This window comes from Propioniciclava sp. LT432 (assembly GCF_059515965.1).
The window spans coordinates 70543-84640 of record NZ_JCAKNE010000014.1 but is presented as its reverse complement, the minus strand read 5'-3'; the positions used below and the strand labels follow the sequence as shown (position 1 = coordinate 84640).

Annotated in this window: 11 protein-coding genes (1 of these 11 cut by a window edge); 10 read left to right on the top strand and 1 reads right to left on the bottom strand. The window is 70.5% G+C overall.

What is annotated here, in order from left to right:
- Nucleotides 1-75: 75 nt before the first annotated feature.
- The 4 genes from AC5YDV_RS09405 (at nt 76) to AC5YDV_RS09390 (ending at nt 2814) form a co-directional block, all read left to right on the top strand.
- The gene (locus AC5YDV_RS09405; protein WP_496183264.1) at nt 76-483 is read left to right on the top strand and encodes a VOC family protein; all 408 of its coding nucleotides are present in this window, start codon (nt 76-78) and stop codon (nt 481-483) included.
- A 78-nt stretch (nt 484-561) separates the two neighbouring features.
- Nucleotides 562-918 carry an ArsR/SmtB family transcription factor gene (locus AC5YDV_RS09400; protein ID WP_496183265.1) on the top strand — a complete coding sequence of 119 codons (357 nt, stop codon included), beginning with the start codon at nt 562-564 and terminating at the stop codon, nt 916-918.
- Nucleotides 915-2009, top strand: coding sequence for a cation diffusion facilitator family transporter (locus tag AC5YDV_RS09395; protein WP_496183266.1), 1095 nt, complete (start codon nt 915-917; stop codon nt 2007-2009). The genes AC5YDV_RS09400 and AC5YDV_RS09395 overlap by 4 nt, the downstream gene beginning before the upstream one ends.
- Nucleotides 2010-2085: 76 nt before the next feature.
- Nucleotides 2086-2814, top strand: a complete 729-nt coding sequence (locus AC5YDV_RS09390; RefSeq protein ID WP_496183267.1) for a MarC family protein — start codon at nt 2086-2088, stop codon at nt 2812-2814.
- Here AC5YDV_RS09390 and AC5YDV_RS09385 read toward each other — a convergent pair.
- Complete coding sequence (locus AC5YDV_RS09385; protein WP_496183268.1) at nt 2804-3601, bottom strand: inositol monophosphatase family protein; 798 nt, start codon at nt 3599-3601, stop codon at nt 2804-2806. The genes AC5YDV_RS09390 and AC5YDV_RS09385 overlap by 11 nt on opposite strands.
- Before the next feature lie 60 nt (nt 3602-3661).
- Between AC5YDV_RS09385 and AC5YDV_RS09380 the strand changes: the two genes are divergently transcribed.
- The 6 genes from AC5YDV_RS09380 to AC5YDV_RS09355 all read left to right on the top strand — a co-directional run.
- The gene (locus tag AC5YDV_RS09380) at nt 3662-4765 is read left to right on the top strand and encodes an inositol-3-phosphate synthase (protein ID WP_496183269.1); all 1104 of its coding nucleotides are present in this window, start codon (nt 3662-3664) and stop codon (nt 4763-4765) included.
- A 182-nt stretch (nt 4766-4947) separates the two neighbouring features.
- Nucleotides 4948-6819, top strand: a complete 1872-nt coding sequence (gene dnaK, locus AC5YDV_RS09375) for a molecular chaperone DnaK (RefSeq protein WP_496183270.1) — start codon at nt 4948-4950, stop codon at nt 6817-6819.
- A gap of 70 nt (nt 6820-6889) precedes the next feature.
- A complete protein-coding gene (grpE, locus tag AC5YDV_RS09370; protein ID WP_496183271.1) occupies nt 6890-7492 on the top strand; it encodes a nucleotide exchange factor GrpE in 603 nt (200 codons plus the stop codon).
- Nucleotides 7493-7530: 38 nt separating this feature from the next.
- Nucleotides 7531-8691: a molecular chaperone DnaJ gene (gene dnaJ, locus AC5YDV_RS09365; protein ID WP_496183272.1), complete on the top strand. Its 1161-nt coding sequence runs from the start codon at nt 7531-7533 to the stop codon at nt 8689-8691.
- Between the two features lie 5 nt (nt 8692-8696).
- Nucleotides 8697-9125 (top strand): heat shock protein transcriptional repressor HspR, encoded by a 429-nt coding sequence (locus tag AC5YDV_RS09360; RefSeq protein WP_496183273.1) that lies wholly within the window; start codon nt 8697-8699, stop codon nt 9123-9125.
- 171 nt (nt 9126-9296) lie between these two features.
- On the top strand, nt 9297-14098 hold the beginning of the coding sequence (locus tag AC5YDV_RS09355; protein ID WP_496192472.1) for an FG-GAP-like repeat-containing protein. The gene runs 39052 nt beyond the window's last position; only the first 4802 of its 43854 coding nucleotides appear in the window; it begins with the start codon at nt 9297-9299; its stop codon lies off the right edge, out of view.

Here is a 14098-nt window from a genome sequence, read left to right as displayed (position 1 = left end):
CGGGGGCTGTTGGTCGTCCTTGCCGAATGGCATGCTGGCCTGAGCCCGCCCCGGGCTCGAAGGGAGAGCACACCCATGGCCCAGCAACTCAATCCGTATGTCACCTTCAACGGCGACTGCGCCGACGCGATGGCGTTCTACGCCGAGGTTCTCGGCGGCACGCTCCAACTGAGCACCTTCCGTGAGTCCGGGATGGACGCCGACGGCGTGATGCACGCGTCGGTGGACACCGACGCCGGCTTGCATCTCTTCGCCAGCGACTTCGTCCCGGGCATGGGGGAGTACAACCCCGGCACCAACGTCCAGATCAGCCTCTCCGGTGATGACGCTGACGCCCTCAGCGGCTACTGGGCCGGGCTGTCCGACGGGGGCACCGTGATCGTTCCCCTGGAGCGCCAGATGTGGGGCGACGAGTACGGCCAACTGGTCGACAAGTTCGGCATCCTGTGGCACGTGAACATCGCCGGGAGCGGGCAGGCCTGACACTGCCGCAAGGTCGGCGGGCGCCGGCGGATGTGCGCCACGCCCGCCGGCCGCTACTATCTGCGTATGGATGCACATATGCAGGTCAGTCTGCCGACCGAGGACGAGGTCGACTTGGCCGTCGGCGTGTTCCGGATGCTGGCGGACCCCACCCGCGTGCGGCTGTTGTGGGCCCTGGCACGGCGGGAGTTCACCGTGGGGGAGCTCGCCTTCCTCGTGGGCAAGCCCGCCCCTTCGGTCTCCCAGCACCTCGCGAAACTGCGCATGGCCCGCTTGGTGCAGACGCGCCGCGACGGCGTCCAGATCCACTACCGGGTCGCCAACGAGCACATCGCCCGACTCGTCACCGATGCCCTGTACAACGCCGAGCACGCGTTGTCTCCCGATCCTGCCCACCACCACCCGGACGTCCCGGCCGAGGGAGCCATCGCATGAGCCACACCCAGCCGGCCCGCCACGGCGTCCACCACCATGACGAACACGACCACCACGACGCGCACGACCACGGACACCCCGCCCACGGACACCACGACCACGACCACGAGCACCACGACCACGAGCACGACGACCACGACCACCTCCACGATGGCGGCCTCTGGGCCAGGGTCAAGCACGCGCTGATCCCGCACGCCCACGACTCGGTGGACGCCATCCAGACGGCCGAGGAATCCACCCGCGACGGCATCCGGACCGCGTGGATCGGCCTGGCCGGCATGATGGCGACAGCTCTCCTGCAGATCGTCATCGTCTGGCTGTCGGGCTCGATCGCCCTGTTGGCCGACACGATCCACAACCTCGGCCACGCGGCCACGACGATCCCGTTGATCATGGCCTTCCAGATCGGACGCCGGAAGCCCACCAAGCGCTACCCCTACGGTTACCGACGCGCGGAAGACCTCGTCGGGCTCTTCATCACCGTGGTCATCGTCGCCTCGATCGTCCTGATCGTCGTCGAGTCGATCGATGCGCTGCTCAACCCGCGCCCGCTGACCAACCTCGGCTGGGTCTTCGCGGCCGGCATCATCGGCTTCCTGGGCAACGAGATCGTGGCGGAGTACCGCATCCGCACGGGCCGGCGCATCGGGTCGGCCGCCCTCATCGCCGAGGGCCAGCACGCACGCGCCGACGGCTTCACGTCGCTGGCGGTCATCGCGGGCGTGGTCGGCGTCTGGCTCGGCTTCCCCGGCGCGGACGCCGTGGCCGGACTCCTCATCGCTGTCGCCATCTCGGGAATCCTGATCAACTCGCTCGTCATCATCGTGCGCCGGCTGATGGACGGCGTCGATCCCGCCATCATCGACCGCATGACCCGGGCCGCCGCCGGAGTCGACGGGGTCACCGAGGTCCAGCAGGTGCGCGCCCGGTGGGTCGGTCACCGGATGGAGGGGGACGCCACGGTCCACGCCGGGGCCGAGCTGTCCCTGGCCGAGGCGGACGCCGTGGCCCGGCGGGTTGAGGACGCCCTCCGCGAGCAGGTGCGCAACCTCGACCGGGTCCAGGTACAACTGCGGCCCAGCGCGTCCTGACCGGCGCTGACGCGAGTGAAGAGGTAATCCCTCCGCCGATGCGGGGCCCGGGGGCCGCCGGTGCGAGGATTCCGGCGTGGACGTCCCCCTGCTCGTGCGTGCCTTCGGCGCGCTCTTCGCGGTCATGAATCCGTTCGTGGTGCTGCCGACGTTCCTCGCGCTCACGCATGGCATGGACCACGCGAGCCAGCGCCGCACCGTGGTGCGGGTCGTGCTGTACAGCCTCGTCATGGCCGCAGTGGTCATGGCGAGCGGCACCGCGATCCTGGGGTTCTTCGGCATCTCGGTGGACCACTTCCGGGTCGCCGGAGGGGTCGTCCTGGCCATGATCGGCCTGACCATGCTGAACGGTGGCAGCGCCGCCCACGAGGGGACGCCCCAGGAGAAGGCGCGCATGCGCGCGCGTGCGTTGCACCCCAGCACCGGTGGGGACGAGCCCGTCCCCGGACGCGGTGCGCTCCACACCGGCGTCGCGCAGGGGGACGCGGTTGCGGAGGCGGCGTCCGATGTGTCGTTCTACCCCCTGACCTTCCCCATGCTCCTCGGGCCGGGGACGATCACGTCGTTGATCGTGTTCACGGGGCAGGCGCGCGACGTCGCGGGTCACCTCGCCGTGGTGGTGGCCGCGGCGTCCGTCCTGGCGTTGCTGCTGGTGGTGCTGTGGTTCGCTCCGGTGATCGGCTCCCGCATGTCCCACACGCTGCGGGTCATCATGACCCGGCTGATGGGCATGATCATCGCGTCCATCGCGGTGGCGATGGTCATCGAGGGGTTGTTGTCGCTCGTCCCGGCGCTCAGAGGGTGACGCCCCGCAGGCGCGGCAGGGTGCCCGCGGCGGACGCGACGGCCTCCCACACCTGGGGGCTCCGGGCCGCGAGGAGCTTCTCGGGCGAGGCGGAGGCTGTGGCGTAGGGCGTCCCGTCGAGGAACCGCACGACGCCGCCCAACTCCTCCAGCACCAGGATGCCGGGCCAGTGGTCCCACGGGTGCCGGCCGTTGTGGATCAGGTAGTCGCGCTGACCCAGCGCGATCGCCGGGTAGTCGCCGGTGCAGCTGCCCGTCATCGGCCAGGGCTCGGCCAGGCCGGGTCCGCGCAGGTGGGCGTACTCGCCGGCCACGCCGCCGACCAGCAGGTCGCGCGCCGGGGTCGGCGGGGCGAGCGGCTCGCCGTCCACCCGGACGCCAGCGCCGCGCTCGGCGACCAGCATCTGACGGACGCCCGCGCGCCAGATCCACGATCGGACGGGGTCTCCGTCGACCAGTTCGGTCAGCAGCATGCCGAACTCGTCGTTGCCCGCGACGAAGTTGCCCGTGCCGTCGACCGGGTCGATGAGCCACACGAGCCCGTCGTCGATGCGCTGCACGAGGGAGGGGTCCGCGGCGACCGCCTCCTCGCCGATGACCGTCGCGTCCGGGAACCACCTCGTCAGCGTGTCCGTCAGCACCTCCTCGGCCAGGCGGTCGGCCACCGTGACGAGGTCTCCGGGTGACTTCTCTGCGACCTCGTCCGCAGCGAGGTGACGGAAGCGTGGAATAACAACCTCGTCGCAGGTGTTCACCACGAGGCGGGAAATTTCGTCAGACCGGAGCACGCGGGCAGTCTGCCACGCGCGCCGAAGACACAACAGAAGAATCAAGGGGGCGGGAGACCGATGGGTGTTCGCACCATCAAGCTGGCCGTGGTGGGCGTGGGCAACTGCGCGAGTTCGTTGATCCAGGGCATCGAGTACTACAAGGACGCCGCGGACGACGCCTTCATCCCGGGGCTCATGCACGCCAACTTCGGCGGCTACCACGTCCGCGACATCGAAATCGTCGCCGCGTTCGACGTCAACAGCGCCAAGGTCGGTCGTGACGTGGCGGAGGCGATCTACGCCGAGCCCAACAACACCACGGTGTTCGCCCAGGTGCCCCACACCGGCGTCGTGGTGCAGCGTGGTCCGGTGCTGGACGGCGTCAACAAGTACACCGCCGACGTCGTGCCGGTCGACGAGGCCGACGAGCCCGTCGACGTGGTAGCCGCGCTCAAGGCGTCCGGTGCCGAGATCGTCGTGAACTACCTGCCGGTCGGCTCGCAGCAGGCCACGGAGTTCTACGCCAACGCCGCCATCGAGGCCGGTTGCGGCTTCGTGAACGCCATCCCGGTGTTCATCGCGTCGAACGAGGAGTGGGCGCAGAAGTTCGCGGACGCCGGCCTGCCGGTCGTCGGCGACGACATCAAGGCGCAGGTGGGCGCCACGATCGTGCACCGCACGCTCACGAACCTGTTCCTGGACCGGGGTATGCAGATCAAGCACACCTACCAGCTGAACACCGGCGGCAACACCGACTTCCTGAACATGCTGGAGCGGGAGCGCCTGGCCGACAAGAAGACCTCCAAGACCGAGGCCGTCACGTCGATGATCGAGGCGCGCGGTCAGCACATCGACCCCTACGACATCCACGTCGGGCCGTCCGACTACGTGCCGTGGCAGAAGGACAACAAGGTCTGCTTCCTGCGCATCGAGTCGACGCACTTCGGCGACGTGCCGATGAACCTGGAGCTGCGCCTGTCGGTGGAGGACTCGCCGAACTCGGCCGGCGTGGCGATCGACTCGATCCGCTGCTGCAAGCTGGCGCTGGACGCCGGCCTGTCCGGTGCCATCGTCGAGCCGGCCGCCTACTTCAGCAAGCACCCGCCGGTGCAGATCGAGGACCGCGAGGCTCGCGAGCTGGTGGAGAAGTTCATCGACACCTACGGGCACGCGACGGCCTGATCCTCGCGTCGAGTCGGTGGAGCCGGCCAGCGACTGCTGGCCGGCTTCGTCCGTCTCGGTCCGTCTCGGGCGCCGGGAATACCCTGAAGCTGCCCGGAGTTGAGTCAGGTGAACTCAACTTTCAGATTGAGCGTGCTAGGCTCAACAACTGAAGTCACCATAGACCAACGGAGGAAATCACCATGGCCCGTGCAGTCGGTATCGACCTCGGCACCACCAACTCTGTCGTCGCCGTCCTCGAGGGCGGCGAGCCCACTGTCATCCCCAACGCCGAGGGCGCCCGCACGACGCCGTCGGTCGTTGCTTTCGCCAAGAACGGCGAGGTTCTCGTCGGCGAGGTCGCCAAGCGTCAGGCGGTGACCAACGTCGACCGGACGGTCCGCTCGGTCAAGCGCCACATGGGCACCAACTGGAGCATCGACATCGACTCCAAGAAGTACACGCCGCAGGAGATCTCCGCGCGCGTGCTGCAGAAGCTGAAGCGGGACGCCGAGGCCTACCTCGGTGAGACCGTCACCAACGCGGTCATCACCGTCCCGGCCTACTTCGGCGATGCCGAGCGCCAGGCAACCAAGGAGGCCGGCGAGATCGCGGGCCTGACCGTCGACCGCATCATCAACGAGCCGACCGCCGCCGCGCTGGCGTACGGCCTCGACAAGGGTGACGTCGAGCAGACCATCCTCGTCTTCGACCTCGGTGGTGGCACGTTCGACGTGTCCCTGATGGAGATCGCCGACGGCGTCTTCGAGGTCAAGGCCACCAAGGGCGACAACCGCCTCGGCGGCGACGACTGGGACCAGCGCATCGTCGACTGGCTCGCCACGCAGTTCAAGAACGCGCACGGCATCGACCTGTCCAAGGACAAGATGGCCAAGCAGCGCCTCCAGGAGGCCGCTGAGCGCGCCAAGATCGAGCTGAGCGCCGCGCAGGAGACCCACATCAACCTGCCGTACATCACCGCGGGCGCCGACGGCCCCCTGCACCTGGACGAGCGGCTCACCCGCGCCGAGTTCCAGCGCATGACCCAGGACCTGCTGGACCGTTGCCGCGCACCGTTCAACAACGTGATCAAGGACGCCAACACCACGGTCGGCAAGATCGACCACGTCATCCTCGTCGGTGGGTCGACCCGCATGCCCGCCGTCGTCGACCTGGTCAAGGAGCTGACGGGTGGCAAGGAGCCCCACAAGGGTGTCAACCCGGACGAGGTCGTCGCCCTGGGCGCCTCGCTGCAGGCCGGCGTGCTGAAGGGCGAGGTGAAGGACGTCCTGCTGCTCGACGTGACCCCGCTGAGCCTCGGCATCGAGACCAAGGGTGGCGTGATGACGAAGATCATCGAGCGCAACACCACGATCCCGACCAAGCGTTCCGAGGTGTTCACCACGGCCGAGGACAACCAGCCCTCGGTGATGATCCAGGTGTACCAGGGTGAGCGTGACTTCGCCCGTGACAACAAGTCGCTCGGCAACTTCGAGCTGACCGGCCTGATGCCCGCCCCGCGCGGCGTGCCGCAGATCGAGGTCACCTTCGACATCGACGCCAACGGCATCGTGCACGTCAACGCCAAGGACATGGCCACCTCCAAGGAGCAGTCCATGACCGTCACGGGCGGCTCCGCCCTCGGCAAGGACGACATCGACCGCATGATGAAGGACGCCGAGGCCCACGCCGAGGAGGACCGGAAGCGTCGCGAGTCCGTCGAGATGCGCAACGAGGCGGACGCGCTGGCGTTCCGCACCGAGAAGCTCCTCAAGGACAACGAGGAGACCATCGGCGACGACGTGAAGGCCCCCGTCCGGGAGTCGCTCGACAAGTTGAAGGAGGCCCTGAAGGGCACCGACAACGACGACGAGGTCAAGCAGGCCATGGACGACCTCAACGAGAAGGCGTCCGCCATGGGGCAGGCCATGTACGCCGCCGCCCAGGCCAAGCAGCAGGCATCCGGCGACGACCAGGCCTACACGCAGGAGGACGCACCCCAGGGTGGCTCGGCCGCGGGCGATGACGACGTCGTGGACGCCGAGATCGTCGACGACGAGAACGACGACAAGTGACGCGGTGGGTCGGCTGGGTAGGCTCCGATGGGGCCGCCCAGCCGGCCCGTCCGCATGAGGAGGAGATGACGTGAGCAACGGATCCGACGAGTTCGTCCCCGAGGACGAGCCCATGGAGGACGGCCCCGAGGCCCCGATCGAGGTGCCGGACGACCCGTCCGCCCTGGACGATGCCGCTCCCGCCCCCGAGGAGGGTGCGACGCCGACGCCCGGCGAGGGCGCGGTACCGAGCGCGTCCGGCCGTGAGGCCGAGCTCGAGGCCGAGCTGTCCGAGCGGACCGCAGACCTGCAGCGCCTGCACGCCGAGTACGTGAACTACAAGCGGCGCGTCGACCGCGACCGCGACGTGGCGCGCCTCCGCGGCGTCGAGTCGGTCGTCCAGGACCTGCTTCCCGTGGTGGACGCCATCGAAGCCGCGCGACAGCACGAGGAACTCGACGGCGGCTTCGCCCTCGTCGTCGAAGCGCTGCAGAAGGTGTTCGCCAAGCACGGCCTGGTCGTGTACGGCGAGGTGGGCGAGGAGTTCGACCCCCACCTCCACGAGGCCCTGATGCACATGCCGATGGAGGGGGACCACACGTCGACGGTCATCTCGGCCGTCATGCAGAAGGGCATCCAGTTGGGCGACCGGATCATCCGTCCGGCGCGTGTCGGCGTGGCCGACCCCAACTGACCACCAGCACTGTTCGCAACGATTGAGAGGAGGCGCCAATGAGCACCAAGGACTGGCTTGAGAAGGACTACTACAAGGTCCTGGGCGTCTCCAAGGACGCCAAGCCCGATGAGATCAAGAAGGCGTTCCGCAAGATCGCGCGCGAGAACCACCCCGACCAGAACCCCGGGAACGCCAAGGCGGAGGCCAAGTTCAAGGAGGCGTCCGAGGCCAACTCCGTGCTCTCGGACCCGAAGAAGCGCAAGGAGTACGACGAGCAGCGGTCGCTGTTCGGCAGCGGCTTCCGCTTCCCGGGCGCGGGTGGGACCCGCCCCGGGAGCTACGGGTCCTCGACCGGTCCCTCCATGGAGGACCTCTTCCGCAACGCGACCGCCGGCGACCAGAACATCTCCGACCTGTTCGGGGGGCTGTTCGGCGGCACCACGTCGCGCCGTTCGACCCGCAACCCGCGCCGCGGCACCGACATCGAGGGTGAGGTCACCATCGACTTCACCCAGGCCGTTGAGGGGACGACCGTCTCGATGCAGACGGTGTCGGACGCCCCCTGTCCCTCGTGCCGGGGGACCGGGGCGAGGGCCGGGACGGTCCCGAAGGTCTGTCCGACGTGCCAGGGCTCGGGCATGAGGGAGACTCAGACGTCGTCCGGCTTCGCGATCGCCGAGCCGTGCCCGGATTGCCGTGGGCGCGGCCTGATCGTCGAGGATCCCTGCCCCGACTGCAGCGGTTCGGGCCGGGCCCGCTCGACCAAGACCATGCAGGTCCGTGTGCCCGCCGGGGTCACCGATGGGCAGCGCATCCGCATCAAGGGCAAGGGTGGCGCAGGCGAGAACGGGGGCGCTGCGGGTGACCTGTACGTGTTGGTCAACGTGCGTCCGCACAAGTTGTTCGGTCGCAAGGGTGACAACCTGACGCTCGACGTGCCCGTGACTTTCGTCGAGGCCGCACTGGGCGCCGACATCGAGGTGCCCACCCTCAACGGGCCGCGGGTGCGCCTGCGCGTCCCGGCGGGAACGCCGAACGGACGGACGTTCAGGGTCCGCGGCAAGGGCGTCCGCAAGGCCAACGGTGATTCCGGTGACCTGCTGGTGACGGTGAACGTCGAGGTTCCGCCGACCTTGTCCGCGACGGCGACGGACGCCCTCAAGCGCTACTCGGACGCGGTGGGCGCCGGAAACCCGCGTGCCGGCCTGTTCGGATGAGTGACATGTCGGACTTCCTGCCCGCGCGCATGGACGTGGACGCCCCGCTGTTCACGGTCACCGTCGCGGCGCGATTGGCCGAGATGCACCCGCAGACCCTGCGTGGCTACGACCGCCTCGGTCTGGTGGTGCCCCAGCGAGCCAAGGGCCGGGGGCGTCGGTACACGCTGCGCGACGTCGCCCGGCTGCGCCACATCCAGGTGCTCTCGCAGGAGGAGGGCATCAACCTGGAGGGGATCCGGAGGATCCTGGACCTCGAGGAGCAGCTGGACGACGCCCACGGGCAGATCGCGCGACTGGTCGAGATCATCCAGATTTCTCAGGATCGCGAGGAGGGGAGCATGCCGCGCACCTTCACCGCCGGCTACGGGACGGTGCACCTGGGCCGTACCGTGCGCTCGCGCTCGCCTCGGGCGCTGCCCTCGGGCGGCTGAGGATCTCGCTCCGCGGACGGGGTGGCACGTGCCTCGACAGCGACTCGTTTCTTGATGGAAACCTCATGGCAACCTGAGAAGAGTCGCGGGGGAAAAACACACTTGTAGTTCATTGCGGGCCATTTACCGGCGATCTTCGCGCGTGACACTGTTTGGGAAGGCAACACCCCCATGCCCCCCGTCAGGTCGGAGCGCCCCACCATGGTCAGGCTGCACTCGGAACAGAGCACCGGTCGCGGTGTCCTGCCCGTGTTGCGCCCCCGACGCGTGCGGAAGGGTCTTGCACTCCTGATCTCCTTCGCGCTCACCATCGGGATGATCCTGTTCGGTGCCGGACGGGCCGTGGCCAGTACGACGAACCCTCCGGCGCCGCCCAGCCAGGCCGCGCCGGCTACCGTCACGCCCGAGGCGCCGTTCGTGCCCACCCCCATCGTCCTGAGGGACGCGGAGGCACTCGCGCTCCAGGTGCTTCCGGCGTCCGAGGCGCGAGCAGAACTCGACCGCGTGCTGGCCGCCCAGGAGGCGGAGGCGCGTCGGGCCGAGCGCGCCCGACAGCAGGCGGCCCAGTCCGCGCAGGTCCAGAAGCAGCGCGCCGCCCAGCAGGCCAAGGTCCAGACGACCCGGGTCAAGACGACGGGAGTTCAGCAGGCGCGTGTCCAGGAGACCGAGGCGGACCGGCAGGCCCGGGCCGTCCAGCAGGCGCAGGCCGATGCGGACGCCAGGCTGCAGGAAGCCTTGGCCGCTCTGGCCAAGGCACTCTCCACGAGCCAGTGCACCACGGTCGGCGGCACCAACGGGACGCAGGCGTCCATCTCGTGCCCCATGGCCGACGGCGGGAACGCCAGCATCTCGGGTGACGACCAGGTGTCCGTCGTGACGTCGCCCCCCAGCGCGGCCGCCGAGACGCCCACCGAAGCGGGCGACGCGATGTCCGCTGCGAGCCTGCCCGAGACCCCGGTCGTCGGCGACGAACTCAGCTCCGCCGAACTGGCCTCGGCCCTGGCCCGGGCGAAGTCCGAATGGGCCGCGGCCGGTGCCGACACGGCCGGCGTCAGTGCCTCCGTCGCCGACCTCTCCGGGACCAAGCTGGGCCTCACCTCCGGCAAGTCGATCCAGATCGACGTCGACGCGGCCGGGTGGGGCTGGTCCGCCATGAGCCTGATCACGGTGGTGCGCCACGAGGTCGGCCATGCCGTGGGCCTGGACCACACCGGTTCCGGGCTGATGAACGACACGCTCACGTCGGGGGAGTCCCACGGCGTGAGCGCCTCGCTGCTCCCGCAGCCGGAACCGGTTGCGACGAAGCCTGCGGCGTCCGAGCCTGCGGCGTCCGAGCCTGCGGGGTCCGAGCCTGTGGCCACCGAGCCTGCTGCGGTTGAGCCGGCGGCGTCCGAGCCTGTGGCCACCGAGCCTGCTGCGGTTGAGCCGGCGGCGTCCGAGCCTGTGGCCACCGAGCCTGCCGCGGTTGAGCCTGCGGCGTCCGAGCCCGTGGCGTCCGAACCTGTGGCCACCGAGCCCACGGCCACCGAGCCCGCGACGCAGTCGACGAGCACGGCCGTGTCGGCCGAGGCCACGTCCGCGACCGAGTCGGTGCCCCAGCCGGTCGTGCAGGACGCCACGTCACCCGACCCCTCAGTGGTCCCTGATCCGGTTGTCCCCGTCTGGCAGGTGAGCGGCTCCACCGCGACCCTCGTCCTGCCGGCCGGGACCACGGACGCGGGCACGGTCCGCTACGACAGTGCGATCGGCCACCTCGTCTACGCCACCGCCGACACCACCGTGACGACGCCGGCCACCGGAGTCGTGTCGGTCCTCGTGCGGGGCGGCTCGGCGGCGTCCGCCGTGACGGTCGACCTGCGCGGCCTGGGCGACGAGTCCCCGGTCGACGTGGTGGTCGACGGTTCGCACGCCAGCCTCACGGTGATCGGGAACGGCACCCCCTTGGTGCTCGGATCCGACGCCTCGCGGCTGGCCCACCTGCTGCTCGGCGGACTCCGCACGACGCTCTCCTTCGCGGCCCCGAGGCTGGCGGCCGTGCTCGAGGCCGGCGACGGCGCCGTCACGCTGACGGGTGAGATCCGGTTCACCGACACCGGTGCCCATCTCACCATCCACGCTCGCACCATCCGGGTGGCCGAGGGCACCACGGTCGACACCCGCGGCGCGGACCGATCGGGCGCCATCACGTTGCTGGCCACCGACGACCGCACGGACGGTGCGTCGGCGTCCGTCCAAGTCGACGGCGCGACCCTGCTGGGCGGACCCGTCACCCTGGCCGCCGAAGCCGTGACCCGGGCGTCCGGAGACAGCGTGGCGAAGGGGACGTCGTCCGCGTCCGTCGTCGTCCGCGACTCGCGCATCGAGGCCTCCGGCCCCATCACGCTGAGCGCCTCCTCGGACGCCGCCGGTGCCGTCACGGCGACCGGTGGATCGACGGGCGCCCTGGACGCGGCCGTGGCAGCCGTGACGCTGGCCAGCTCCGCGGCAACCCTCATCGAGGGTGTGACCACGATCCGGACCCCGGGCGTCCTCTCGGTGACCGCGCACAACAAGACCCACGTCGTCGCGATCGCCGCTGCGGGTGCCGGCCTCGCGACCGCCACCGTTGACCGCCAGACCCGCGCGCAGGTCGTGGGCGGACCGTCCGCGTCCATCACCGCGTCCGACGTGCGGGTCGCCGCAACGGCCGACGGCTCGCTCACGGTCACGGCGTCCGGCCAGGGTGGCGCCCTCGCCGCGGACGCCCTCGGCATCCTCGAGCCCACGCACGCCGCCGCCGTCGGGGCGATCGCCCCGGCCGCCGGCAGCCTGGCCCTCGGCCGTCTCGACGGCCGGACGCTGGCGTCGGTCTCGGGCGAGGGGACCCTCACCGCCGCCACGCTGTCCATCGCCTCCGCCTCCACCGACGACGCGCACGTCACGGCCGACGGTGCGGGCCAGGCGGGCTTGGCGGCGCTGGTCTCGAGCACCGGTTCGCAGGCGGCCCTCGACGGTGCCCCGGTCCTCACCGCGACCGACCTCGCGATCAACGCCACCTCGACGGACGTCGCGTCCAGCCACGCCGACGGCGCGCCCGGTTCGGCCCTGCTGGTGTCGTCGGTGACGACGGACGCCAGCCTCGGCTCCGGGTCAGCTTTGACACTCACGGGCTCCTTCGCCGCCGAGGCCGTGCAGCAAGCAAAGGCCGACGCCTCGGCGTCCGGCCTGGCACTGGTGATCGGGGTGCACCGGGTGGACGCTCGGGTGCTGCGCTCGGTCAACGCCGGCAGCCTCCGCATCACGGCGACCGGCACCTCACGCTCCTTCGCGGACGCCAGCGCGGCCATCGTTCCCGCGGCCACGCTGCCCGCGTCATCGCTCTCGGCCGCGCTGCTCGCGGCGGACGCCCTGTCCGCCGGTCTTGCCGACGCACCTGCGACGGACGCCCCCGCCCTCGTCGCGGGTGCCCGTCCGCTGGCCGTGATCGCGGTCAACGCGCTCACCGCCCAGGTGTCGGTGCTCGTCCCGACCGGTGCCCCGCTGTCCTCGAATGGACCCGCGAGCCTGCTCGCGGTCAGCGCCGGCGTCGCAGCGGCCAACGCCGGTGGCAACGTCCTCGCCACCACGGCGCCGGCGCTCGCGATCAACCTGGCCCGGTTCAGCAGCCTCGTGCAGGTCAACTCCCCGGTCTTCGCCGAGGGCGACCTCACAGTTCGGGCTGGACGTGGCCCGCCGGCGGATGATGCCAACTCCACCGCCTCCGTCAGCTCCGCACCCCACGGCTCGACAGCCGTCAACCTCGTCACCCGCACCGCCACCGTCGAGCAGTTCGCTCCGGTCCCCAGCACTCCCGCCGTCGAGCCCCCGGCTCCGGCACCCGCCCCCCTCGGCACCACAGCCTTCACCCCACCCGTCGGCGCAACCCTCGTCACCGCGGCCCTCGGCGGGACCCTCACCGCGGCCGGCGCGATCCTCACCTTCGCGCCGGGTTCGCTCCCCGCGGATGCCTGGGTCACGATCACCGTCACGCCGCGCGGCATCCCGGGCCTGCTCGCCACGTCGGCCGTGTACGACCTGCGCGCCTGGGACGCCCGCACCGGTGCCGAGATCACCACCTTCGCGGTCGCGCCGGTGCTCACCCTCCGTGTCGCCGGCCCGGTCGGTGCGTCGAGCGTCTACTACCTCGCCCCGGACGGGACCCTCGAGGCCCAGGCCACCACGCGGGACGACGCCGCCGGCACCGTCTCCGCCGCTCTGGCCCACTTCAGCGAATACCTCACCGGCTCCCCGCTCGTCGGGTTCATCGGCGCGATCGTCCCGCTGCTCCAGCAGTACCTCGGCCAAGCCCGCACCGAGACCCTCGGCAACATCGACCTCGGCATCGTGGTGCTTGAGTCGCCCACGATCTCGTTCCCGGCCCTCGACGCGACCGCTCCGTACGAAGGACCCTACGACGGCGAGGTGACCCTCACCGGCCTGCTGCGCATCAACCTCGTCGTCGGCGCCCGCGTCGTCGCCGGCCGGGCGACGCTGACCGGCAAGTACACGCTGACCAACAACGCCTCTCTGGCCGACGGGACGTTCGTCCTCATCACCCTGGCCGACCTCGAGCTGAACGTCGGGGACGGCCTCACCATCGCCGCCGCGACTGCCACGCTCACCCAGACCGAGGACACGGTCCCCGACCCCGACACCAGCCGGCTGGAGGTCGCGGCGTCCGCGGTCACCGCCACGCTCGCCGTCCCCGGCGGCCCGGCGCTCACCCTCACGGCCACCGACCTCGACCTGGCGATCCAGGACGACGGCGGGGTCGCCCTGCGGATCGCCGGCGCGACCGTCGCGCTCACCGGCGTCCCGGCCGTCAGCCTCATCGGCACTGGCTGGACGCTGGGCTACAACGGTACGGACGCCGACGTCACCCTCGGCGGGGCAACCGTCACGGCCGGCGTCCTGCAGGCCGCCGGGACGGCGTCCGCCACGATCGCCGGCCAGTC